This window comes from Pseudomonas sp. 06C 126, assembly GCF_001855215.1.
Taxonomy (GTDB): domain Bacteria; phylum Pseudomonadota; class Gammaproteobacteria; order Pseudomonadales; family Pseudomonadaceae; genus Aquipseudomonas; species Aquipseudomonas proteolytica.
The window spans coordinates 18,243-40,930 of sequence record NZ_MIFU01000085.1 but is presented as its reverse complement, the minus strand read 5'-3'; the positions used below and the strand labels follow the sequence as shown (position 1 = coordinate 40,930).

General features: G+C 61.0%; 22 protein-coding genes. 11 read left to right on the top strand and 11 right to left on the bottom strand.

All coding sequences use genetic code 11. From position 1 onward, the window contains the following. Positions 1 to 40: 40 nt before the first annotated feature. From BHC62_RS14025 to BHC62_RS13990, 8 genes are all read right to left on the bottom strand, one after another. The gene (locus BHC62_RS14025) at positions 41 to 1,201 is read right to left on the bottom strand and encodes an ABC transporter ATP-binding protein (RefSeq protein WP_070995327.1); all 1,161 of its coding nucleotides are present in this window, start codon (positions 1,199 to 1,201) and stop codon (positions 41 to 43) included. Positions 1,202 to 1,203: 2 nt separating this feature from the next. Continuing rightward, on the bottom strand, positions 1,204 to 2,046 hold the full coding sequence (locus BHC62_RS14020; protein ID WP_029296393.1) for a carbohydrate ABC transporter permease: 843 nt from the start codon (positions 2,044 to 2,046) through the stop codon (positions 1,204 to 1,206). Then, positions 2,039 to 2,947 (bottom strand): carbohydrate ABC transporter permease, encoded by a 909-nt coding sequence (locus tag BHC62_RS14015; RefSeq protein WP_029296391.1) that lies wholly within the window; start codon positions 2,945 to 2,947, stop codon positions 2,039 to 2,041. Before BHC62_RS14015 ends, BHC62_RS14020 begins: the two co-directional genes overlap by 8 nt. A gap of 168 nt (positions 2,948 to 3,115) precedes the next feature. Further along, complete coding sequence (locus BHC62_RS14010) at positions 3,116 to 4,402, bottom strand: ABC transporter substrate-binding protein (RefSeq protein WP_070995326.1); 1,287 nt, start codon at positions 4,400 to 4,402, stop codon at positions 3,116 to 3,118. 106 nt (positions 4,403 to 4,508) lie between these two features. Beyond that, positions 4,509 to 5,768 carry an AGE family epimerase/isomerase gene (locus BHC62_RS14005; RefSeq protein WP_070995325.1) on the bottom strand — a complete coding sequence of 420 codons (1,260 nt, stop codon included), beginning with the start codon at positions 5,766 to 5,768 and terminating at the stop codon, positions 4,509 to 4,511. Between the two features lie 401 nt (positions 5,769 to 6,169). Then, positions 6,170 to 7,012: an ATPase gene (locus tag BHC62_RS14000; RefSeq protein WP_070995324.1), complete on the bottom strand. Its 843-nt coding sequence runs from the start codon at positions 7,010 to 7,012 to the stop codon at positions 6,170 to 6,172. A gap of 112 nt (positions 7,013 to 7,124) precedes the next feature. Next, positions 7,125 to 8,123 (bottom strand): NAD(P)-dependent oxidoreductase, encoded by a 999-nt coding sequence (locus BHC62_RS13995; RefSeq protein WP_029296383.1) that lies wholly within the window; start codon positions 8,121 to 8,123, stop codon positions 7,125 to 7,127. 52 nt (positions 8,124 to 8,175) lie between these two features. After that, positions 8,176 to 9,069, bottom strand: a complete 894-nt coding sequence (locus tag BHC62_RS13990) for a LysR family transcriptional regulator ArgP (RefSeq protein WP_029296381.1) — start codon at positions 9,067 to 9,069, stop codon at positions 8,176 to 8,178. A gap of 95 nt (positions 9,070 to 9,164) precedes the next feature. Here BHC62_RS13990 and BHC62_RS13985 point away from each other — a divergent pair, with 95 nt between their 5' ends. The 6 genes from BHC62_RS13985 to BHC62_RS13960 all read left to right on the top strand — a co-directional run bounded on the left by BHC62_RS13985 (position 9,165) and on the right by BHC62_RS13960 (position 16,363). Then, positions 9,165 to 9,764, top strand: coding sequence for a LysE/ArgO family amino acid transporter (locus BHC62_RS13985; RefSeq protein WP_029296379.1), 600 nt, complete (start codon positions 9,165 to 9,167; stop codon positions 9,762 to 9,764). A gap of 178 nt (positions 9,765 to 9,942) precedes the next feature. Then, positions 9,943 to 10,539: a superoxide dismutase gene (locus BHC62_RS13980; protein WP_003212997.1), complete on the top strand. Its 597-nt coding sequence runs from the start codon at positions 9,943 to 9,945 to the stop codon at positions 10,537 to 10,539. A 130-nt stretch (positions 10,540 to 10,669) separates the two neighbouring features. Beyond that, complete coding sequence (locus BHC62_RS13975; RefSeq protein ID WP_029296374.1) at positions 10,670 to 10,888, top strand: hypothetical protein; 219 nt, start codon at positions 10,670 to 10,672, stop codon at positions 10,886 to 10,888. A 234-nt stretch (positions 10,889 to 11,122) separates the two neighbouring features. Further along, entirely contained in the window at positions 11,123 to 13,174 is a 2,052-nt protein-coding gene (locus BHC62_RS13970) for a bifunctional diguanylate cyclase/phosphodiesterase (protein WP_029296372.1), read from the top strand. A 161-nt stretch (positions 13,175 to 13,335) separates the two neighbouring features. Continuing rightward, complete coding sequence (locus tag BHC62_RS13965; protein ID WP_029296370.1) at positions 13,336 to 14,679, top strand: imelysin family protein; 1,344 nt, start codon at positions 13,336 to 13,338, stop codon at positions 14,677 to 14,679. A 229-nt stretch (positions 14,680 to 14,908) separates the two neighbouring features. After that, positions 14,909 to 16,363 carry a TrkH family potassium uptake protein gene (locus tag BHC62_RS13960; RefSeq protein WP_029296368.1) on the top strand — a complete coding sequence of 485 codons (1,455 nt, stop codon included), beginning with the start codon at positions 14,909 to 14,911 and terminating at the stop codon, positions 16,361 to 16,363. Here BHC62_RS13960 and BHC62_RS13955 read toward each other — a convergent pair. Beyond that, positions 16,320 to 17,381: an AraC family transcriptional regulator gene (locus BHC62_RS13955; protein ID WP_029296365.1), complete on the bottom strand. Its 1,062-nt coding sequence runs from the start codon at positions 17,379 to 17,381 to the stop codon at positions 16,320 to 16,322. The two genes, BHC62_RS13960 and BHC62_RS13955, sit on opposite strands and share 44 nt — an antisense overlap. 172 nt (positions 17,382 to 17,553) lie before the next feature. Between BHC62_RS13955 and BHC62_RS13950 the strand changes: the two genes are divergently transcribed. From BHC62_RS13950 to BHC62_RS13935, 5 genes are all read left to right on the top strand, one after another. Next, positions 17,554 to 17,865 carry a DUF962 domain-containing protein gene (locus BHC62_RS13950; protein ID WP_029296363.1) on the top strand — a complete coding sequence of 104 codons (312 nt, stop codon included), beginning with the start codon at positions 17,554 to 17,556 and terminating at the stop codon, positions 17,863 to 17,865. 28 nt (positions 17,866 to 17,893) lie between these two features. After that, positions 17,894 to 18,484, top strand: coding sequence for an HD domain-containing protein (locus tag BHC62_RS13945; protein WP_029296361.1), 591 nt, complete (start codon positions 17,894 to 17,896; stop codon positions 18,482 to 18,484). 151 nt (positions 18,485 to 18,635) lie between these two features. Then, entirely contained in the window at positions 18,636 to 18,764 is a 129-nt protein-coding gene (locus BHC62_RS28965; protein ID WP_256324357.1) for a hypothetical protein, read from the top strand. Between the two features lie 74 nt (positions 18,765 to 18,838). Continuing rightward, entirely contained in the window at positions 18,839 to 19,021 is a 183-nt protein-coding gene (locus BHC62_RS13940; protein WP_070995323.1) for a hypothetical protein, read from the top strand. A 119-nt stretch (positions 19,022 to 19,140) separates the two neighbouring features. Then, on the top strand, positions 19,141 to 20,340 hold the full coding sequence (locus tag BHC62_RS13935; protein WP_029296357.1) for an MFS transporter: 1,200 nt from the start codon (positions 19,141 to 19,143) through the stop codon (positions 20,338 to 20,340). Here BHC62_RS13935 and arfB read toward each other — a convergent pair. Together arfB and BHC62_RS13925 are read right to left on the bottom strand one after the other, a co-directional pair. Then, positions 20,337 to 20,750, bottom strand: coding sequence for an alternative ribosome rescue aminoacyl-tRNA hydrolase ArfB (gene arfB / locus BHC62_RS13930; RefSeq protein ID WP_029296355.1), 414 nt, complete (start codon positions 20,748 to 20,750; stop codon positions 20,337 to 20,339). The genes BHC62_RS13935 and arfB overlap by 4 nt on opposite strands. A 57-nt stretch (positions 20,751 to 20,807) precedes the next feature. Beyond that, positions 20,808 to 22,229 (bottom strand): amino acid permease, encoded by a 1,422-nt coding sequence (locus BHC62_RS13925; RefSeq protein ID WP_029296353.1) that lies wholly within the window; start codon positions 22,227 to 22,229, stop codon positions 20,808 to 20,810. Positions 22,230 to 22,688: the final 459 nt, after the last annotated feature.

The window sequence follows — 22,688 nt, the reverse complement described above, 5'->3', positions numbered from 1 at the left end:
CGTTTTTCGCGAGCGAGCTCGCTCCTACAGTTATTGGTCTTCAGCGGCCCTTGAATTGGGTGACGTTGTCGGCATGCGACTGTGCCGGCTGCGCAGCAGCGGTGCCCAGGCGTTCACCGGTCTTGGCGTCGAACAGCAGCACCTTGGCCGGATCGAACTGCAAGGTCAGGCTCTCGCCCACTTGCGGTGCCACGTCCGGCGCCAGGCGGCAGCAGACCTTGGTGTCATTGAGCTGGACAAACACCAGGGTGTCCGGGCCGGTGGGCTCAGTGACCTGGACCTCGGCACGAATGCTCGGCAAACCATTGCCATCACCGGCAGCCAGCACAATCTGTTCCGGACGCAGGCCAAGAATCACATCACGCTCTTCAAGACCGGCGTCGCTCATGCCCAGCGGCAGCTCGCAACGCGCCTGGCCACTGTCGAGCAGGGCCAGCAGACGGCCTTCCTTGCGCTGTAAACGCAGGGGGATGAAGTTCATCGGCGGCGAGCCAATGAAGCTGGCAACAAACAGGTTGGCCGGATCGTTGTAGATCTCTTTGGGCGTGCCGAACTGTTGGATGATGCCGTCCTTCATCACCGCCACTTTGTCGCCCAGGGTCATGGCTTCGATCTGGTCGTGGGTCACGTAGACCGTGGTGGTTTTCAGGCGCTGGTGCATCAGCTTCATTTCGGTGCGCATCTCGACCCGCAGCTTGGCGTCGAGGTTGGACAGCGGTTCGTCGAACAGGTAGATCTTCGGCCGCCGCGCCAGCGCCCGGCCCATGGCCACCCGCTGCTGCTGGCCGCCAGAGAGCTGGCCCGGCTTGCGATTGAGCAAGTGTTCGATCTGCAGCAGCTTGGCCACCCGCGCCACTTCCTCATCGATGGCCGGCTGGCTCATCTTGCGGATTTTCAGGCCGAACTCGATGTTCTCGCGCACGCTCATGGTCGGGTACAGCGCGTAGGACTGGAACACCATGGCGATGTCCCGATCCTTGGGGCTCATGCCGCTGACGTCCTGGTCACCGATCATGATCGCGCCGCCGCTGATGTTTTCCAGGCCGGCGATGCAGTTCATCAAGGTGGATTTGCCGCAGCCCGAGGGCCCGACGAGGATCAGGAATTCGCCGTCCTTGATCGACAGTTCGATATTTTTCAGGGTGTCCGGCAGGCCAGCACCATAGGTCTTGTTTACATTGCGAAGTTCGAGCGTAGCCATGATTACCCCTTGACCGCGCCGGCCGTGAGACCGCGCACGAAATACTTGCCTGCGACCACATAGACCAGCAGGGTCGGCAGCCCGGCGATCATCGCCGCCGCCATATCAACGTTATATTCCTTGGCCCCGGTGCTGGTGTTGACCAGGTTGTTCAGCGCCACTGTGATGGGCTGCGAATCACCGCTGGAGAACACCACGCCAAAGAGGAAGTCGTTCCAGATCTGGGTGAACTGCCAGATCAGGCAGACCATGATGATCGGTGTGGACATCGGCAGAATGATCCGACGGAAAATGGTGAAGAACCCTGCACCATCCAGGCGTGCTGCCTTGACCAGCGCATCCGGGATGCTCACGTAGTAGTTACGGAAGAACAGCGTGGTAAACGCCAGGCCGTAGACCACATGCACAAACACCAGGCCGGTGGTGGTACTGGCCAGGCCCATCTTGCCGAGGGTGAACGAGGCTGGCAGCAAGACCGTCTGGAACGGCAGGAAGCAGCCGAACAGCAACAACCCGAAGAACAACTGCGAGCCGCGAAAGCGCCACATCGCCAGCACATAGCCGTTCAATGCACCGATGGTGGTGGAGATCAGCACCGCCGGGACGGTGATCAGGAACGAGTTCCAGAAGTAACCGTTCACCGTGGCCCAGGCCTTGACCCAGCCGATCCCGGTGATCACCGTCGGCCAGCTCAGCAGGTTGCCGGTGCTGATATCTTCCGGGGTCTTGAAGCTGGTGAGCAGCATGACCACCAGCGGCACCAGGTACAGCACCACGGCCAGGATCAGCACCGCATGGATCGCGACACGGCTGAAGCTGATGGAAGGTTTGGCGAGACTAGTCATGGCGCTTGGTCCTCAGCTCGGAGTACAGGTAAGGCACGATGATCGCAAGGATCGCCCCAAGCATCAGGATCGCACTGGCCGAGCCCATGCCCATCTGGCCACGGCTGAAGGTGAAGGAGTACATGAACATCGCCGGCAGGTCGGATGAGTAGCCTGGGCCACCGGCCGTCATCGCGGCCACCAGGTCGAAGCTCTTGATCGCGATGTGCGCGAGGATCATCACCGCACTGAAAAACACCGGGCGCAGGCTGGGCAGCACCACGCTCCAGTAGATGCGCGGCAGGCTCGCACCGTCGATCTGTGCGGCACGGATGATCGATTGGTCAACGCCACGCAGGCCGGCGAGGAACATCGCCATGATAAAGCCCGAGGCTTGCCATACCGCCGCGATCACCAGGCAATACACCACGCGGTCCGGGTCGATCAGCCAGTCCAGGCGAAAGCCTTCCCAGCCCCAGTCGCGCAGCAGTTTGTCCAGGCCCATGCCGGGGTTGAGCAGCCATTTCCAGGCGGTACCGGTGACGATCATCGAGAGCGCCATCGGGTACAGGTAAATAGTGCGAATGAAGCCTTCGCGGCGGATACGCTGGTCAAGGAATACCGCCAGCAGCACACCGATCACCAGGGTGATGCCGATAAACATGCCGCCAAACAGCGCCAGGTTTTTGCTCGCCACCCACCAGCGATCGTTGTCGAACAACCGCGCGTATTGCGCCAGGCCTACCCACTTGTAGGTCGGCAGGAAGGTGGAGTTGGTGAACGACAGTACGAACGTCCACAGGATGTAGCCATAGAAGCCCACCAGGACGATGAACATGCTCGGGGCCAGCACCAGTTTAGGTAGCCAGCGCTGCAATGCATCGAACGGCGAGGCCTTGCTGAACACAGCAACAGAACTCATGGGGAAATCCAGGGCAGGGAGTAAGGGACTAGTGGATAACCGTGTGGGGGCCGGCTTCAGGTGGGAGCTGGCTGGCCTGCGATGGCATCACCTGGGTGTCATAGATACACCCAGGTGCCTGCATCGCGGGCAAGCCCGCTCCCACACTCAAGCCCAGCCTTCCAAGGGTTACTTGGCAGACTTGATCGCCGCACCCAGCTTCTTGGCGGTGTCGGCCGGGTCGGCTTTCGGGTCGTTGATGAAGTTGGTCACCACATCAAAGAACGCGCCCTGTACCGCCAGGGTGGTCGCCATGTTGTGCGCCATGCTTGGTTGCAGGCCGCCAGACTTGGCATCGACCAGGAAGTCCTTGGCCGCAGTCTGGGCGCAGCTGTCAAAGCCGTACTTGGCCATATCGCCGAGCATGTCGTTGCGCACCGGGATCGAGCCCTTGTTGATGCTGAAGACCTTCTGGAAGTTCTCGCCCAGCACCACCTTGGCGATGTCCTGCTGCCCGGCCGAGGTGCCGGCATCTTTCTGCTTGAACACTGCCAGGGAGTCGATGTTGTAGGTGAAGGCCTTGTCGGTGCCCGGGAAGGCTACGCACTCGTAGTCCTTGCCGGCGACTTTCTTGGCGGCAGTCCACTCGCTCTTGGCCCAGTCACCCATGATCTGCATGCCGGCCTTGCCGTTGATGACCTTGGCGGCTTCCAGGTTCCAGTCCTGGCCCTTGCCGTCGGCGTCCATATAGGTCGCGACTTTCTTCAGCTCCGTCAGCGACTTGACCATATCCGGGCCGGTCAGGGCTGCGTTGTCGAGGTCGACCAGGGCTTTTTTGTAGCCATCAGCCCCCATGACCGACAACACCACGGCTTCGAACACCGTGCTGTCCTGCCAAGGCTGACCACCGTGGGCGAGCGGGATGAAGCCTGCGGCCTTGAGCTTGTCGCCGGCGGCGTAGAATTCTTCGAGGGTAGTAGGGTTTTTGGTGATGCCGGCTTTCTTGAAGACTTCCGGGTTGATCCACAGCCAGTTGACGCGGTGGATATTCACCGGCACGGCCACGTAATCGCCTTCGTACTTCACGGTATCGGAGACTTTTTTGTCGAGCAGGCCATCCCACTTCTCGGCCTTGGCCACGTCCTTGAGGACGTCGGTATCGAGCAGCCCGGTGGAGGCCCACTCCTGGATGTCCGGGCCCTTGATCTGGGCAACGCCTGGCGGGTTGCCGGCGACCGCGCGGCTTTTCAGCACGGTCATGGCAGTGGCGCCGCCACCACCTGCAACAGCCCCGTCTTTCCAGGTAAAGCCGTCTTTCTCAACTTGGGCCTTCAGGACATCCACCGCCGCCTTCTCACCACCCGAGGTCCACCAATGCACAACTTCAACCGTCCCTTTCGAGTCGGCGGCAAATGCACTGAGGGGAAACAACGAGGCAATGGAAATAGCAACGGCGAGGCGATTAATCGCGTTCATCTGAGTACCTTTTTCTTGTTGTTATGCATGCAAGTCTGGAGCTTGCGCTGCATAGGATTCTAAACAGGGATTTTTCCCAGGCACGTAACAAAGGGACGGCCAAATGTCACCACTTGGTGACATAAGCACCCACCCCCAACGCACTGGCCATGCTTGGGGATAAAGGCAGACCCGGCAGCAATACCGCTTGCCAGGCATGGTACAGATCCGGCTTGCCGCCCCAGATCTTGCTGGCGGGCTGGTTGAGCGGGTCGAGTTCATGATGCCAACTGCCCTGGACCCGGTCGATCAGGTGAGTTTCACAAAACTCCCAGAAACGCCGGTACCAGGTTTCGTAATGCCACTCACCCGTGCGCTTGAGCAGGGCCTGGGCGGCTGCACTGGCTTCGGCGTGGGTCCAATGCAGGCGCTCACGCACCACCGGGCGAAAGTGCCAGTCCAAGGTGTAGACCAGGCCCGGGGCACCGTCCACCGACCAGCCATACTCGCAGGCACTGGCGAACAAACCCTTGGCGTCCTCCAGCAACCACTGCGGCGTGACGAGCCCTGCCTGCTGGCGTGCGGCTTCGAGGTGCAGCACCAGGCGCGACCATTCGAAGCCATGGCCAGGGGTAATGCCGTAGGGACGAAAGCCGTCGGCCGGGTTGTCTTCGTTGTAACGATGCAGGGGCTGCCAATAGCGGTCGAAATGTTCGATCACCATAAATTCATTGGCGCTGGCGTGCTGATGGATCACCCGCTCGACAATGCGCAACGCCCGCCCCAGCCATCGGCTGTCGCCGGTGACATCAGCCAGGGCAAGGAACGCTTCGGTGGCGTGCATATTGCTGTTGGCCCCGCGATAGGCTTCCTCGCCGCTCCAATCCTGGGCGAAGGATTCAAGCATCGCGCCCTCCTCCTCGCACCAGAAATGCTCGTCGATGCATTGGACGGCGTCCGCCAGCAAGGCTTGCGCCCCAGGGGCACCCGCCACTACCGCGGAGCTGGCGGCCAGGGCGACAAAAGCGTGCAGGTAGGCGGCCTTGCCTGTATTGCCATCACGCGCGCCGGCGACGGCGAACCAGCCGCTATGTTCGGCATCGCGCAACGGGCCACTGAGGCTGGCCACCCCGTGCTCTACCAACTGTGCATAGCCTGGCAGCCCTTGGGCGTGAGCCATGGCAAAGCTGTGGGTCATGCGGGCGGTGTTCATGGTTTCGGCGCAGGCATCGGCGGGCAGGCGGCCCTGGACGTCGAGGTTGCCGAAGCCTTCAGGCAGCCTGGAAGCCTTGGCAAACGCCAGCAGGCGCTGCCCCTCGGCGGCAAGCCAGGCGTGATGGGCAGGTGCGTTCAGCCAACTGCTGGCAGGCAGTGGTTGGATGGTCATGGGTGGCCCTTTTTGTTTTTGTGGGATGACCGCAGTCTAAACAAGGGCCGAGAAGGGACATGTAACGAAAGGGAAGACAAATGTCACTGAACGGTGACACTTGCCGGGGATGGCGGCCCTGGAATCAGCGCAAGGCTACTGGCACCATCGCCGCATAGGTATATACACAACTTTCAGAAACTGACGCCCCCCGTGGCGAGCGGGCTTGCCCCGCGCTGGGCTGCGAAGCAGCCCTAAACCCTGCCATCGCGGTTTATCTGAAGAAACGTGGAGGGCTTTTTGGGCTGCTTCGCAGCCCAGCGCGGGGCAAGCCCGCTCGCCACAGGAGAGTTCGTCAGTTTCTGAAAGTTGTGTAGATACCTATGCCCATCGCCGGCAAGCCGGCTCCTACAGCAATTGGCTCATTGGCCCAGGGGCGTAGCCCTGGCCGGTGCGCTGACTTCCCTCTGCAGGTTCTGCATCTGGGTCTGCAAGGTCGTGATGTTGCGGGTGGTCTGGATGCGGAACACGTCGAACTCTTTATTCGACGGCCCTTCCGTGGCGGCGCGGTTGTCCAGTTCGCTCTTGATTACCAACAGGTCCTGTTCCAGGCGTGCAATGGCCGTGGCCGGGTTGCCCTGCTTCTTCAACGCTGCCACATCCGTGCTCAGTTCCTTGACTTCGGCATTCAACTTGGCGGCTTCGGCCTGCGCAGCCTTGAGGGCCGTCAGTTCTGTCGCCAGGGTTTGCACCTGGGCCTGCATCTGGGTATTGGCAGTGGTCAGTTCCGTGGTGCTGGCACTCATCTGCGCCAAGCGCTGGTCCAGCTCGGTGGCCTGGCCTGCCACACCCAACTGCTGCTTGCCCTGCTCCAGCAACTGGCTTTCCAACTGTTTGATCTGCAGCTTGAGCGCTTCACTGCCGGTATTGACGCTGGCCTCACTGGCCACCACCTTGCCGGAAATGTCCTGCAAACGGCCGGCAGCTTCTTCGCTGATGCGCGCAAAACTTTCCTGGGTCGCCACCAGTTGCTGCCCCATCAGGGAAATCTGCTGGAAGCTCCACCACGCCAGGCCCACAAAGGCGAACAGCAGCGCCCCGACCAAGGCCCACAACGGCCCGGTGCTGGCGCTCTTGACCTTGACCACCGGCGCCGGACGCGAGCGCATGGACGTGGCGGCGGTCGGCACAAAATCATCGTCATCGCCAACGTCGGCCCGCAGGCTCGGCACATGGTCGAAGTCGTCTTTAATATCGTTACGCATGAATCAACCTTGAAATAGCCGCATAAAAAAACTGAGCGGCGGGAGTATAAACCCCTGGCCCGTCGCCTTGGTCGACCGGCAACCGAAAAATCGGTTCCCGGTGTTGCCAACGCTAGTTGGAGCCCGGTTCCTGGACTTTCCACCAATGACAGAACTCATCAAGGGCCGTCCACAGGCTGACCTTGGGCTGGTAGTCGAGATAGTGCTGCGCACGGCTGATATCGAGGCTGAAATCCTTGTTCATCACTTGCATCCCCAGGCGTGACAGGGAAGGTTCCGGACGCCCCGGCCACATCGCGCAAAAGGCCTCGTTGAGCGCCGCGATGCTATAAGACAAGCCGTAGGAGCGGTAACGAGTGACCTGGGGCATGTCCATCTGGCGCATCACATAGTTGACCACGTCCCACACCGGCACCGGCGCGCCATTACTGATGTTATAGGCCTTGCCCAGCGCCGAGCCGGTGGCCAGCAGGCTGCTGAGCAGGGCCTCGTTGAGGTTGTGCACACTGGTGAAGTCGACCTTGTTCAGGCCATCGCCAACGATGGCGAGACGGTTCTTGCGCTGCATTTTCAACAGGCGCGGGAAGATGCTCATGTCGCCAGCCCCGGTGACAAAACGCGGGCGCAGGGCCAGCACTTCCAGGCCGAATTCCTGGGCACCAAAGACTTTTTGCTCGGCCAGGTACTTGGTCGCCGCATAGGGATGCTTGAAGCGCTTGGGCACTTGCTCTTCGGTCAGTCCCAGGTGATCGCGGCCATCGAAATAGATCGATGGCGACGACAGGTGCACCAGGCGGCCGACCCGTTGTTTAAGGCAGGCTTCGACCACGTTTTCGGTGACCTGCACATTGCCCTGATAGAAGTCCTGGTAACGTCCCCACAGCCCTACGGCGCCGGCGCAATGAACCACGGCCTCAACGTCGCGGCACAGGTTGCGCGCCAAATCCGGATCATTCAGATCACCCTGGATAAACTCGGCGCCGCGCCGCACCAGGTGCTCGACACCCTCGGCGCGCCGCCCGTTGACCCGCACGTCCAGGCCCTGCTCCAGGGCGAAACGCGCAAAGCGCCCGCCAATGAAGCCGCTTGCGCCGGTGACCAGAATTTTCATGTGTTACCCCGTGTTCTTTCATTTTTCATCGCAGTTGCGTTGACGCCGACGGTCACTCCAACGGCACCAGCAATTGGCCGGTAGCCCGTGCCAGATGCTCGGTCAACAAACCGAGCAATTGCCCGCCACTGCGCCAATGATGCCAGTACAGCGGCACATCGATGGGTTTATCTGGCAGTAATTCCACCAGCACGCCCCGTTGCAGCTGATCACGCACCTGCAACTCCGGCACCAAGCCCCAGCCCAGGCCGGCCTCGGTCAGGCGGATAAAACCTTCGGAGGACGGGCATAAATGGTGTTCAAAACCACCGTCCACGCCCAGCGACGCCAGGTAGCGATGTTGCAGGAAGTCATCCGGACCAAATACCAGCGCTGGCGTACGCGCCAGTTGATCGGCCCGTACTCCGCCGGGGAAGTGCCGGGCAATAAACGCCGGGCTCGCCAATGCCCGATAACGCATGGCCCCCAGCAACAGGCTGCGGGCACCGGCCACCGGGCGTTCGCTGGCGCAGACGCAAGCCGCCACCTCGCCGGCGCGCATACGCTTGAGGCCGACGGTCTGGTCTTCCACCACCAGGTCGAGCAGCAAGTGCTGCTCGGCGCAAAAATCCCCGACGGCCTGCGCCCACCACGTCGCCAGGCTGTCGGCGTTGATGGCGATGCGCAGCCGCTCGGGCATGCCCTCTTCGTCCAACGCCGGCACCTGGCTTTGCAGGTCGCGCTCCAGCAAGCGCACCTGCTGCACATGGTTGAGCAGGCGGCGGCCGATTTCCGTGGGGGTCGGCGGGGTCGCGCGTACCAGCACCGGCTGGCCGATGCGGGCTTCGAGCAATTTGATGCGCTGGGAAATGGCCGATTGCGACACACCAAGCACCTGGGCCCCGCGCTCGAAACCGGCCTGTTCCACCACTGCCGCCAGGGCGGAGAGCAATTTATAGTCGAACATCAGTTTTCCTAATGAGCGATCAGCAATATTTGTTTTTCTTATACAACCTCAACGCCGACAATCGCCAGCATTGATTAGCAAGCAGAGTAAATATTATGTGGCAGAGTTATGTGAACGGCCTGCTGGTCGCCTTGGGGCTGATCATGGCCATCGGCACGCAAAACGCGTTTGTTCTGGCCCAGAGCCTGCGTCGCGAACATCACTTGCCCGTGGCGGCCTTGTGCGTGGTGTGCGATGCGTTGCTGGTGGCTGCCGGCGTATTCGGCCTGGCGACAGTGCTGGCGCATAACCCGCTGTTGCTGGCGATTGCGCGCTGGGGCGGCGCGGCGTTCCTGCTATGGTATGGCGCCCTGGCCTTGCGCCGCGCCTGTTCACGTCAAAGCCTGGAGCAGGGTGAAGGGCAAAAAGTGCGCTCGCTGCGCGCGGTAATGCTCAGTGCATTGGCCGTGACCCTGCTCAACCCCCACGTCTATCTGGACACGGTGTTGCTGATCGGCTCCCTCGGCGCCCAGCAGACCGAACCCGGCGCTTATGTCGCAGGTGCTGCCAGTGCGTCCTTGTTGTGGTTTTCCGCCCTGGCCCTCGGCGCGGCGTGGCTGGCCCCGTGGCTGGCACGCCCGGCGACCTGGCGCCTGCTGGACCTGCTGGTGGCGGTGATGATGTTCAGCGTGGCCTATCAATTGATCAGCAACTGAGGAATATTCCAAAACGCTCTGGAACCTCTATTCCACACAGTTGTTGCGTGGTTTTGCCGCACCCCCGGTGCTATGATCCAGCCCCTGCGCCGCAAAGAGTACAAACTCCCCGGCGCTTGTTTGGCCGCCCGTGATCGGCCTTGCGCTCACCGCAACTGACCTGATTAGGAGAATTATCATGGCTTTCGAATTGCCGCCGCTGCCGTACGCACACGATGCCCTGCAGCCGCACATCTCCAAGGAAACCCTGGAGTACCACCACGACAAGCACCACAACACCTACGTCGTGAACCTGAACAACCTGGTGCCAGGCACCGAGTTCGAAGGCAAGACCCTGGAAGAGATCGTCAAATCCTCTTCGGGTGGCATCTTCAACAACGCCGCGCAGGTCTGGAACCACACTTTCTACTGGAACTGCCTGGCACCAAACGCTGGCGGTCAACCAACTGGCGCATTGGCTGAAGCCATCAACGCTGCGTTCGGTTCGTTCGACAAGTTCAAGGAAGAGTTCACCAAGACTTCCGTCGGCACCTTCGGTTCCGGTTGGGGCTGGCTGGTGAAAAAGGCTGACGGTTCCCTGGCCCTGGCCAGCACCATCGGCGCCGGCAACCCGCTGACCAGCGGCGACACCCCGCTGCTGACCTGCGACGTCTGGGAACACGCCTACTACATCGACTACCGCAACGTGCGTCCAAAGTATGTGGAAGCGTTCTGGAACCTGGTCAACTGGAAGTTCGTTGCCGAGCAGTTCGAAGGCAAGACCTTCACTGCGTAAGTGACCCTTGCAGTACAAAGAGCCCGGCAATTGCCGGGCTTTTTCATGCGCTCGATCTGGAACCCGATGTGTCGCTTCTGCCACCTAGTGGATGAGGAATATCCCTCTCATCCCTGTCGGAGATTTCACAATGTCTATGTCAGCACTCGCAGCGCTTCCAGTGGTTGGTGAACTGGCCACAGCAGCTGCCGATATCACCAAATCGATCGCTCCCCTGATCCAACCCTTCGCCGACGTCGCCGCAAATACCTTGGGCGACACTCTGAAAAACACCAGCGATGGGCAAAACACGTCCATAGATTTCGACGTAGCGAAAAAAGAACAGAGCGCAACAATCACGTTCAGTTGAGAGATCAACCTGCCCATCTGACCGTCCAAACCCGCCTCTTCGTTGAACAGCGCCCACCCCGCTACCGCAAGGCGGATGCAAATCCGCCTTGCGCCATCGATGCCCGCCTCACCAGGAAACGACCCCGCGCCGCTTCAAAGCTGCAACTGCTTCAATGTCCCTTTGACTGCCACCCCGGGATTGCCAATACTCATGGCATATTGAGGCTACCCGAATGGAACAAGGAATGACCCTTTGAAGCTGGAACTCAAAAACAGCTTGTCGGTGAAGTTGCTCCGGGTGGTGCTGTTGTCGGCACTGATTGTGGGCGTGGCACTGAGCGTGGCGCAGATCGTCTTCGATGCCTATAAGACGCGCCAGGCCGTGGCAGGCGATGCCCAGCGCATCCTCGACATGTTTCGCGACCCTTCCACCCAGGCCGTCTACAGCCTGGACCGTGAGATGGGCATGCAAGTCATCGAGGGCCTGTTCCAGGATGATGCAGTGCGCATGGCCTCCATTGGCCACCCCAACGAGCCCATGCTTGCCGAAAAGAGCCGGGAACTGCAGCACTCCCCAAGCCGCTGGCTGACGGACGTGATTCTCGGCCAGGAACGCACCTTCACGACGCCCCTGGTGGGGCGCGGGCCCTACAGCGAATATTACGGCGACCTGAGCATCACCCTCGACACGGCCACCTATGGCCAGGGCTTTATCGTCAATTCGGTGATCATTTTTATCTCCGGGGTGCTGCGCGCCCTGGCCATGGGCCTGGTGTTGTACCTGGTCTATCACTGGCTGCTGACCAAGCCCCTGTCGCGGATCATCAGCCACCTCAGTTCGATCAACCCCGACCGGCCCAGCGAGCACAAGATCCCCCAGCTCAAAGGCCACGAGAAAAATGAACTGGGGCTGTGGATCAACACCGCCAATCAATTGCTGGCCTCTATCGAACGCAACACTCACCTGCGTCATGAAGCCGAAAACAGCCTGCTGCGCATGGCCCAGTACGACTTCCTCACCGGGCTGCCCAACCGCCAGAAGCTGCAAGAGCAACTGGACAAGATCCTCATCGATGCCGGCCGCCGTCAACGCCGGGTCGCGGTGTTGTGCGTGGGGCTGGATGACTTCAAGAGCATCAACGAGCAGTACACCTACCAGGCCGGCGACCAACTGCTGCTAGCCCTGGCCGACCGCCTGCGCGCCCACAGTGGCCGGCTCGGCGCCCTCGCCCGCCTGGGTGGCGACCAATTCGCCCTGGTCCAGGCCGATATCGAGCAGCCCTACGAAGCCGCCGAGCTGGCGCAAAGCATCCTCGATGACCTGGAAGCCGAGTTCGCCCTCGACCACGAACAGATCCGCCTGCGCGCCACCATCGGTATCACCTTGTTTCCCGAAGACGGCGATAGCACCGAGAAGCTGCTGCAAAAAGCCGAGCAGACCATGACCCTGGCCAAGACCCGCTCGCGCAATCGCTACCAGTTCTATATCGCCAGCGTCGACAGCGAAATGCGCCGGCGCCGCGAGCTGGAGAAAGACCTGCGCGAAGCCCTGGGCCGCGACCAGTTTCATTTGGTGTACCAACCGCAGATCAGCTATGTGGATCATCGCGTGGTCGGCGTCGAGGCGCTGATTCGCTGGCAACATCCGGAACACGGCCTGGTACCTCCCGACCTGTTTATCCCGTTGGCGGAACAGAACGGCACCATCATCCCCATTGGCGAGTGGGTACTGGACCAGGCCTGCCGGCAATTGCGCGAATGGCACGACCAGGGTTTTACCGAGCTGCGCATGGCGGTCAACCTGTCCACGGTGCAACTGCACCACGCCGAACTGCCACGGGTGGTCAACAACCTGTTGCAGATCTATCGCCTGCCGCCGCGCAGCCTGGAGCTGGAAGTGACCGAGACCGGCCTGATGGAAGACATCAGCACCGCCGCCCAGCACTTGCTGAGCCTGCGCCGCTCCGGCGCGCTGATTGCCATCGACGACTTCGGTACCGGGTACTCGTCGCTGAGCTACCTCAAAAGCCTGCCCCTGGACAAAATCAAGATCGACAAGAGCTTTGTCCAGGACCTGCTGGACGACGATGACGATGCCACCATCGTGCGGGCGATCATCCAACTGGGCAAAAGCCTGGGCATGCAGGTCATTGCAGAAGGCGTGGAGACGCCCGAGCAAGAGGCCTACATCATCAGCGAAGGCTGCCACGAGGGTCAGGGCTATCACTACAGCAAACCCCTGCCGGCCCGTGAACTGGCGGCCTATCTCAAACAGGCCGAGCGCAACAACGCGGCGATCTTATAGCGCAATGCTGGCCACCCAGGGCAAAGCCTTGGGCGGCCAGGGCGCGAATGTGAAACTTTTACTGCGTTAACTCTTTACAGAAAATGCAAATCTTTCGCATTATGTCGCAGTTTTGCGCGCTGCATTGCGCCCCGATCAACTACCGAAGCAGGATGTTCGCCATGATTCGTATGCCCCTGGCCACCGCCAGTCTGCTGGCCATCGCTATTTCTCTCGCCGGCTGCGGCGAGGGTAAAGACAAGGCCGCCGCTCCTCAGGCGCCAACGCCAGCTGCCAGCACTACCGCTCCAGCGGCTGCCGCTACCGCCGGCCAGGTTGACGAGGCTGCCGCCAAGGCGGTCGTCGCGCATTACGCAGACATCGTGTTCGCGGTGTACAGCGACTCCGAGGCCACTGCAAAAACCCTGCAGACCGCCATCGATACCTTCCTCGCCAACCCCAACGACGAGACCCTGAAGGCCGCTCGCACCGCCTGGATCGCTGCACGCGTACCGTATCTGCAGAGCGAAGTGTTCCGCTTTGGCAACACCATCATTGATGACTGGGAAGGTCAGGTGAACGCCTGGCCGCTGGACGAAGGCCTGATCGACTATGTCGACAAGTCCTACGAACACGCCCTCGGCAACCCGGGCGCCACCGCCAATATCATCGCCAACACCGAGATCCAGGTCGGCGAAGACAAGATCGACGTCAAGGAAATCACCCCGGAGAAACTCGCCAGCCTCAACGAGCTGGGCGGCTCCGAAGCCAACGTCGCCACCGGCTACCACGCCATCGAATTCCTGCTGTGGGGCCAGGACCTGAACGGCACCGGCCCTGGCGCCGGCAACCGTCCAGCGTCGGACTACCTGCAAGGCGAAGGCGCCACCGGCGGTCATAACGAGCGTCGCCGCACTTACCTGCGCGCCGTAACCCAACTGCTGGTCAGCGACCTCGAAGAAATGGTCGGCAACTGGAAACCCAACGTCGAAGACAACTACCGCGCCACCCTGGAAGCCGAACCTGGCACCGACGGCCTGCGCAAGATGCTGTTCGGCATGGGCAGCCTGTCCCTGGGTGAACTGGCGGGCGAGCGGATGAAAGTGTCCCTGGAAGCCAACTCGCCGGAAGACGAGCACGACTGCTTCAGCGACAACACACACTACTCGCACTTCTACGACGCCAAGGGCATCCGCAACGTCTACCTGGGCGAGTACACCCGCACCGACGGCACCAAACTGACCGGCGCCAGCCTGTCGTCCCTGGTGGCCAAGGTTGATCCGGCTGCCGATGAAGCCCTCAAGGCTGACCTCGCTGCCACCGAAGCCAAGATCCAGGTCATTGTCGACCACGCCAACAAGGGTGAGCACTACGACCAACTGATCGCTGCCGGCAACACCGCAGGCAACCAGATCGTGCGCGATGCTATCGCATCCCTGGTCAAGCAGACCGGCTCCATCGAGCAAGCGGCTGGCAAGCTGGGCATCGGTGACCTGAACCCGGATACCGCTGATCACGAGTTCTGATCCGCGCGGTTTGAATGAGGCGGCCTTCGGGTCGCCTTTTTTGTATTACCCCCACAAAACCCATGTGGGAGCTGGCTTGCCTGCGATAGCGGCGGGTCAGTCAAGCAGTCGAACCTGACGCACCGCCATCGCAGGCAAGCCAGCTCCCACATCAGATCCGTACCCCCCGGTTTACAAGCCCTGCACCCTAGGTAGAATGGCGCCTCAAACTGTCACCCGAGCGCAATTCATGGCAATGCCGACCCTGCGAATCATTGGTTTCATCATCGGCATCTTCCTGATTACCCTCGCGGTCGCCATGGTAGTGCCCATGGCCACCCTGATGTTTTTCGACCGCACCAGCGACCTGCCGTCCTTTCTCTGGGCAAGCATGATCACCTTTATCGCAGGCCTGGCCCTGGTGATTCCCGGTCGCCCGGAACAAGTCCAACTGCGCCCCAGGGACATGTACCTGCTGACCGTGAGCAGTTGGGTGGTGGTGTGTATCTTTGCCGCGCTGCCGTTCTTGCTGACCCAGCACATCAGCTATACCGACTCGTTCTTTGAAAGCATGTCCGGCATCACCGCCACCGGCGCCACCGTGCTCAGTGGGCTGGACACCATGTCACCGGGCATCCTGATGTGGCGCTCGATGCTGCACTGGCTCGGCGGCATCGGTTTTATCGGCATGGCGGTGGCGATCCTGCCGCTGCTGCGCATCGGTGGCATGCGCCTGTTCCAGACCGAATCCTCGGACCGCTCCGAGAAGGTCATGCCCCGCTCGCATATGGTGGCGCGCCTGATCGTGGCGGCCTATGTCGGCATTACCATCCTCGGCAGCCTGGGCTTCTGGTGGGCCGGCATGGGCCTGTTCGACGCGATCAACCACGCGATGTCGGCCATTTCCACCGGCGGTTTCTCCACCTCCGACGAGTCATTGGCGCACTGGAAACAGCCCGCCGTGCATTGGGTCGCGATAGTCGTGATGATCATGGGCAGCCTACCGTTTGCCTTGTATGTCGCCACCTTGCGTGGCAACCGCAAGGCGCTGATCAAGGACCAGCAGGTACAGGGCTTGCTGGGCATGCTGTTGGTGACCTGGATCGTGCTCGGCACCTGGTACTGGTGGACCACCAACCTGCACTGGCTGGATGCGCTGCGCCATGTGGCGCTGAACGTCACGTCCGTAGTGACCACCACCGGTTTTGCCCTGGGTGACTACAGCCTGTGGGGCAATTTCTCGCTGATGCTGTTCTTTTACCTGGGTTTTGTTGGCGGTTGCTCGGGCTCCACCGCTGGCGGAATCAAGATTTTCCGCTTCCAGGTTGCCTATATCCTGCTCAAGGCCAACTTGAACCAGCTGATTCACCCCAGGGCGGTGATCAAGCAGAAATACAACGGCCATCGCCTCGACGAAGAAATCGTCCGGTCGATCCTGACGTTCTCGTTCTTCTTCGCCATCACCATCTGCATGATCGCCCTGGCCCTGTCGTTGCTGGGCGTGGACTGGATGACCGCCCTGACCGGCGCCGCCAGCACCGTTTCCGGCGTGGGCCCGGGGCTGGGCGAAACCATCGGCCCGGCCGGCAACTTCGCCACCCTGCCAGATGCCGCCAAGTGGATCCTGTCCCTGGGCATGCTGCTCGGCCGGCTGGAGATCATTACGGTGTTTGTACTGTGTATGCCGGCGTTCTGGCGACACTGACACTCGCCGAAGTCTCCAATAACCGCGCCCGGTATTCGCCGGGCGTGGCATCGAACCAGCGGCGAAACGCGCGGAAGAAGTTGCTCGGGTCGGCAAACCCCAGCAGGTAGGCGATTTCCAGCAAGGTCATGCTCGGCTGCGCCAGGTACTGCTCGGCCAATTCGCGGCGGGTGTCGTCGAGCAAGGTCTGGAAGCTGGTGCCCTCCTCCTGCAAGCGCCGCTGCAGCGTACGCTGGGACAGGTGCAACGTCTGCGCGACCATCTCACGCTTGGGCTCGCCCTGGGGCAGCAACCGGCAGAGCACCTGGCGGGCCTTGTGGGTCACGCGGCTCTCGGAAAACCGCGCCAGGTATTCCCCGGCAAACCGGTCGTGCAGCAGCGCCATCGCTTCATTGGCGGTAGGCAACGGTGCTTCCATATCCGCCCGCTCGAAGATCAGCGCGTCATACGGCGCGTTGAACACCAGCGGCGCATGAAAGGCCTGCCTATAGGGTTCCAGGTCGGCTGGCTGGGCGCCTTGCACCAACACTTTGCGCGGTTGCAACGTGCGCCCGGTCAGCCAGCCACACAACGCCAACGCGCAGGCAAGCGATGCCTCGGCGCTTTGCCGGGTGGGCGGCAGATGATCGCCGTGTACCGTAAGGATCAACGCATAGCCTTCGGGCAACAGGCGGAAGCTCAAGTCAGCGCTTTCGGCGATGATCCGCTGGTAGCGCACCAGCCGGGTAAAGCCCTCGGCCAGGGTACTGCTGGACATCAAGGCATAGCCGGCCACATGGAATGACGCCGGGCGCACTACCTTGCCCATATTCAGGCCAATGGCCGGGTTGCCCGAAACCTCCACCGCACGCTGCCAGAGCCGGGTCATGGAGTCCTGGGGAAAGCGCGCGTCGGGGTCATCCAGGGCGCTGTAATCCAGGCCCAGCTGTTTGAACAGCGCGCGGCAATCCAGGCCCTCGAGCTCCAGCGCCTTGACTATCCCCATCGCCCAGCTTGCAGAAGTCGTTCGTTCGTTCATGGCGTTATCTTGCACGCGTTCTATGACGGGACGGCTGAAATCGCAGCCAGGAACCCAAGGATACTAAAGTGGCGTCTATTGTCACTGGCCCTTGCCAGTGATGACTCTAGACTCAAATAAGCTCCCCGCCGAACATCCGTCGGGCACAACAATAACCAGAGGGCCGGCCAACGTGGAAAATGTCAGACAATTCAATAGCTTCGCCGAGTTCTATCCGTATTACCTGAGTGAACACGGCAACAGCACCTGTCGGCGCCTGCACTTTATCGGTACCAGCCTGGTGATTTTTATTCTCGCGTTCGCCATCGGCAAGGGTGCCTGGTGGCTACTGTGGGTACTGCCAGTGGCCGGCTACAGCTTTGCCTGGGTCGGGCACTTTTTCTTTGAAAAGAACCGCCCGGCGACATTCCAGCATCCGTTCTACAGCCTGCTGGGAGATTTCGTGATGTACCGCGACATGATCCTGGGCAAGGTGCCGTTCTAAACCATCCAAAACAATAAGAGACACGCCGATGAGCCAGCAGGCCCGCTTCACCCATATGCAAGACGGCACCCAGGAAGACTGGTCCATCATCGCCGCCGACTTCAGTGCCTATGCCCGCCAGTTGCCCGGGCGAATCCTCGCGCACCTGCGGCTGCTGGAGGGTGACTTCGGTGGCTTCCCGGTGGACCGCCTGACCCACTCCCTGCAGACCGCCAGCCGCGCCTGGCACGATGGCCGCGACGAAGAATATGTGGTCTGTGCGCTGCTCCATGACATCGGCGACACCCTGGGTTCCTACAACCACCCGGACATTGCCGCCGCCATCCTCAAACCGTTCGTCAGCCCGCAAAACCTGTGGATGGTGGAAAAGCACGGGATTTTCCAGGGCTACTATTTCTTTCATCACCTGGGCATGGATCGCCACCTGCGCGAGCAATTTGGTGAACACCCGCAGTATGAGCAAACCATTGAATTCTGCGCGCTGTACGACGCGGCCGCCTTCGATCCGGCCTATGCCACCCTGCCCCTGAGCTTTTTCGAACCCATGCTGGCACGGGTCTTCGCCCAGCCAAAAAACTCCATCTACAAGGCCGCCATGGAGCGCCAGGCCAGCGTGTGACCTCTTGTCACTTGCGTCTTGGGGCGAAAGGTTCGTGCATTTGGCGAGATAAAAGTCTTTTTGTCATTTGCAGTGCTGTATCCTGCCCAGGCTTTGTAAAAAGCGTGGCACATCTGCAATCCCACAACAGACCTTGCGAGGAGCGACGACGATGCACGAGATTCCCAATCTCCCCTTCCCAAGCCTGCACGAGACCGAGCAGCCAACCCCACAACAGGCCGGCAGCGATAAACAAGCGCCAGCACAAGCAGCACCGGTCGACAGCGATAGCGACGACTGACCGCAGTACCCAGACCGTGTGGAAAGCGTGACATTGCGCGCTTTCCACACCGCCTGAATCAAGAGACACGCAACATGCCTGACACTCCCAAGCATTCCCCCGATGACGCGATACTCGGCGCCGCCCTGCAAATGGTCGATGTGTGGAGCCGCCTCAGCCCGGAAAAACAAGCGCTGCTGCTCAAGCGCTTTGGCACCCAGGAAAACGCCCTGGCCGCGCTCGTGACCACGCGCATGCTCAGCCCCGCGCCACTGTAGGCGCCGGCTCGCCAGCGATGGCGGGCGTTCAGCCGCCAAAGGTTTTATGCCCTGTGCGGCGCAAAGCACCGGTATCATAAGCAGCCTATCTTTTACTGCCGCGACAGTGGACCCCTCCCATGCCAGATACCCAGCGCCCCATGGCGGTCACGCTGCAAGTCGTTTCCATCGTGCTGTTCACCTTTATCGGCTATCTGAATATAGGCATACCCCTGGCCGTATTGCCGGGCTATGTCCACAGCGACCTGGGTTTTGGCGCGGTGATCGCGGGCCTGGTGATCAGCGTGCAGTACCTGGCCACCCTGCTGAGCCGGCCCTATGCCGGGCGCATCATCGATAACCGCGGCAGCAAGCGCGCGGTGATGTACGGCCTGGCCGGTTGTGGCTTGAGTGGGGTGTTCATGCTGGTGTCCGCGGCATTGACCCATCTGCCGGCCTTGAGCCTGACCAGCCTGCTGATTGGCCGGCTGGTCCTGGGCAGTGCCGAAAGCCTGGTGGGATCGGGCTCCATTGGCTGGGGGATTGGCCGGGTCGGTGCGCTGAATACCGCCAAGGTCATCTCCTGGAACGGTATTGCCAGCTACGGTGCCCTGGCGATTGGCGCACCGCTGGGGGTGCTGCTGGTCAGCCGGTTCGGGCTGTGGAGCATGGGCGCCAGCATCATGGTGCTGGCGGTGCTGGGCCTGCTGCTGGCCTGGCCGAAAGTCGCGGCGCCCATCGTAGTCGGCGAACGCCTGCCCTTCATGCATGTGCTGGGCCGCGTACTGCCCCACGGCTGCGGGCTGGCCCTGGGCTCCATCGGCTTTGGCACCATCGCCACGTTTATCACCCTGTATTACGCGACCCAGAACTGGGATAACGCGGTGCTGTGCCTGAGCCTGTTCGGGGCCAGCTTTATCGGCGCGCGGTTGCTGTTCGGTAACCTGATCAACCGGATCGGCGGGTTTCGCGTGGCGATCGCCTGCCTGTCGGTGGAAACCCTTGGCCTGCTGCTGTTGTGGCTGGCGCCGAATGCCGAACTGGCGTTGGCGGGCGCGGCCCTGAGTGGCTTTGGCTTTTCCCTGGTGTTTCCGGCGCTGGGCGTCGAGGCGGTCAACCTGGTGCCTGCCTCCAGCCGTGGCGCGGCGGTGGGGGCCTATTCGCTGTTTATCGACTTGTCTTTGGGCATCACCGGGCCATTGGCCGGCGCTATTGCGGCGGGTTTCGGCTTTGCTTCGATCTTTCTGTTTGCCGCACTGGCGGCCTTCGCCGGGCTGCTGTTGAGCCTGTACCTGTATCGCCAGGCCCCCAAATACCGCGACGAACGCAACGCCGGCTAGAAATCCACCTTGCCGCGCCCGGCCTTGATGCTGCCGCGCTTGGTCTTGGATTCCAGGCGACGCTTTTTCGAGCCCAGGGTGGGTTTGGTCGGACGGCGTTTTTTCTCGACCTTGGTCGCGCTGAGGATCAACTCCACCAGGCGCTCCAGGGCATCGGCGCGGTTCTGTTCCTGGGTCCGGTATTGCTGGGCCTTGAGGATCAATACGCCTTCGCTGGTGATGCGGCTGTCACGCAGTGCCAGCAGGCGCTCCTTGTAGAACGGCGGCAACGATGAAGCGCCGATATCGAAGCGCAAGTGCACCGCGCTGGAAACCTTATTGACGTTCTGCCCCCCTGCGCCCTGGGCGCGGATGGCCGTCAACTCGATTTCAGCATCGGGCAGGTGCACGTTACTGGAGATTACCAACATGGAAAGCGGGTCCGTTGACACCTGCAGGAGCCGGTTTACCGGCTCCTGCAGGGTAGGCTAGTTGTTCAGCGAGGATACCGCACTCAGGTTTTCCCGAGCCTCGCGCTTGCTCTTGAAGAAATAGCAGACCCACATGAACGCCAGCCAGATCGGAATCGCATACACCGACTTCTGAATGCCCGGTGTCATCAGCATGATCGCCAGGATAAACACCACGAACGCCAGGCACACAAAGTTGCCATAGGGGTACCACAGCGCCTTGAACAGCGGCACCTGGCCGGTGCGGTTCATGTGCTGGCGGAACTTGAAGTGCGAGAAGCTGATCATCGCCCAGTTGATCACCAGCGTGGCCACCACCAGGGACATCAGCAGTTCCAGGGCGTGCTGCGGGATCCAGTAGTTCATCAACACCGCCACCAGAGTGACTGCCGCCGAGGCCAGGATCGAACGCACGGGCACGCCGCGCTTGTCGATCTTCGCCAACGCCGCCGGGGCGTCGCCTTGTTCGGCCATGCCCAGCAGCATGCGGCTGTTGCAGTAGGTGCCGCTGTTGTACACCGACAGCGCCGCCGTCAACACCACAAAGTTGAGGATATGCGCGGCAGTGTTGCTGCCCAGCATCGAGAACACCTGCACGAACGGGCTGCCGCTATAGGCATCGCCGGACGCGTTCAAGGTCACCAGCAGGCTGTCCCATGGCGTCAGCGACAACAGCACCACCAGGGCGCCGATGTAGAAAATCAGGATGCGGTAGATCACCTGATTGATCGCCTTGGGGATCACGGTCCGTGGCTGGTCCGCTTCAGCGGCGGTAAAGCCGAGCATTTCCAGGCCGCCAAACGAGAACATGATGATCGCCATGGCCATCACCAACCCACCGACGCCATGGGGGAAGAACCCGCCGTGTTCCCACAGGTTGCTCACCGAAGCCTGTGGCCCGCCGGTGCCGCTGACCAGCAGATAGCTGCCCAGGGCGATCATGCCGACAATCGCCACCACCTTGATAATCGCAAACCAGAACTCGGCCTCGCCAAACACTTTGACGTTGGCCAGGTTGATCACGTTGATCAGCACGAAAAATGCCGCCGCCGAGACCCAGGTCGGAATCTCCGGCCACCAGTAGTGCACGTACTTGCCGACGGCTGTCAGCTCCGACATGCCCACCAGGATATAAAGGATCCAGCAGTTCCAGCCCGACAAAAAGCCCGCGAAACCGCCCCAGTACTTGTGGGCAAAATGGCTGAAGGAGCCGGCTACTGGCTCTTCGACAATCATTTCGCCCAGTTGGCGCATGATCATGAAGGCGATAAAGCCGCAGATGGCATAGCCGAGGATCATCGACGGGCCGGCTGACTTCAGCACCCCCGCCGAGCCCAGGAACAGGCCGGTACCGATCGCGCCACCGAGGGCGATCAATTGGATATGACGATTTTTCAGGCCGCGCTTCAGTTCACCTGAAGGCGAGTTGTTTGCACTCATGAAAAGGGTCTCACGCAAGGTTTGATGATGTTGATTACACGATGCTGCTTTGAAACCGACTCAAGCAGCGCCGATCAAACCCCAGCGCAGGCACCAGGAGTTCAGCGTCTTTCTTACGGTCATGCGTCACCTGTTTGTTTTTATCTGTGACGAAATCGAACCCGTCCGGCTTATGGCCAGGCGGAGTTAACAAGGCAGCCAGCCTTGAAGGCCTTTTGCATGGGTATGCAAGGGGGGTCACAGTAAAACGCGGCGCATTGTACACCGCTCGATTGGTTAGGGAGCCTTGCCGGGGAGATTGTTGACCGATCGGCAAGTTTTCTTTACAGATAAAAAAACACGAGACCAAGACAGGCGTAGGCTCAGGCCATGCGTAAAATAATTGTTACAGCGCGGAAGACATTCATGACGACCGGGCTTGCCATCATCTGTAGGAACGAGCCTACTCGCGGCAAACGC

Excerpts from the sequence above, each read along its gene's own strand:
- BHC62_RS14025 (WP_070995327.1), bottom strand. The coding sequence starts at position 1,201 with ATGGCTACGCTCGAACTTCGCAATGTAAACAAGACCTATGGTGCTGGC.
- BHC62_RS14020 (WP_029296393.1), bottom strand. The coding sequence starts at position 2,046 with ATGACTAGTCTCGCCAAACCTTCCATCAGCTTCAGCCGTGTCGCGATC.
- BHC62_RS14015 (WP_029296391.1), bottom strand. The coding sequence starts at position 2,947 with ATGAGTTCTGTTGCTGTGTTCAGCAAGGCCTCGCCGTTCGATGCATTG.
- BHC62_RS14010 (WP_070995326.1), bottom strand. The coding sequence starts at position 4,402 with ATGAACGCGATTAATCGCCTCGCCGTTGCTATTTCCATTGCCTCGTTG.
- BHC62_RS14005 (WP_070995325.1), bottom strand. The coding sequence starts at position 5,768 with ATGACCATCCAACCACTGCCTGCCAGCAGTTGGCTGAACGCACCTGCC.
- BHC62_RS14000 (WP_070995324.1), bottom strand. The coding sequence starts at position 7,012 with ATGCGTAACGATATTAAAGACGACTTCGACCATGTGCCGAGCCTGCGG.
- BHC62_RS13995 (WP_029296383.1), bottom strand. The coding sequence starts at position 8,123 with ATGAAAATTCTGGTCACCGGCGCAAGCGGCTTCATTGGCGGGCGCTTT.
- BHC62_RS13990 (WP_029296381.1), bottom strand. The coding sequence starts at position 9,069 with ATGTTCGACTATAAATTGCTCTCCGCCCTGGCGGCAGTGGTGGAACAG.
- BHC62_RS13985 (WP_029296379.1), top strand. The coding sequence starts at position 9,165 with ATGTGGCAGAGTTATGTGAACGGCCTGCTGGTCGCCTTGGGGCTGATC.
- BHC62_RS13980 (WP_003212997.1), top strand. The coding sequence starts at position 9,943 with ATGGCTTTCGAATTGCCGCCGCTGCCGTACGCACACGATGCCCTGCAG.
- BHC62_RS13975 (WP_029296374.1), top strand. The coding sequence starts at position 10,670 with ATGTCTATGTCAGCACTCGCAGCGCTTCCAGTGGTTGGTGAACTGGCC.
- BHC62_RS13965 (WP_029296370.1), top strand. The coding sequence starts at position 13,336 with ATGATTCGTATGCCCCTGGCCACCGCCAGTCTGCTGGCCATCGCTATT.
- BHC62_RS13960 (WP_029296368.1), top strand. The coding sequence starts at position 14,909 with ATGGCAATGCCGACCCTGCGAATCATTGGTTTCATCATCGGCATCTTC.
- BHC62_RS13955 (WP_029296365.1), bottom strand. The coding sequence starts at position 17,381 with ATGAACGAACGAACGACTTCTGCAAGCTGGGCGATGGGGATAGTCAAG.
- BHC62_RS13945 (WP_029296361.1), top strand. The coding sequence starts at position 17,894 with ATGAGCCAGCAGGCCCGCTTCACCCATATGCAAGACGGCACCCAGGAA.
- BHC62_RS28965 (WP_256324357.1), top strand. The coding sequence starts at position 18,636 with ATGCACGAGATTCCCAATCTCCCCTTCCCAAGCCTGCACGAGACCGAG.
- BHC62_RS13940 (WP_070995323.1), top strand. The coding sequence starts at position 18,839 with ATGCCTGACACTCCCAAGCATTCCCCCGATGACGCGATACTCGGCGCC.
- BHC62_RS13935 (WP_029296357.1), top strand. The coding sequence starts at position 19,141 with ATGCCAGATACCCAGCGCCCCATGGCGGTCACGCTGCAAGTCGTTTCC.
- arfB (WP_029296355.1), bottom strand. The coding sequence starts at position 20,750 with ATGTTGGTAATCTCCAGTAACGTGCACCTGCCCGATGCTGAAATCGAG.
- BHC62_RS13925 (WP_029296353.1), bottom strand. The coding sequence starts at position 22,229 with ATGAGTGCAAACAACTCGCCTTCAGGTGAACTGAAGCGCGGCCTGAAA.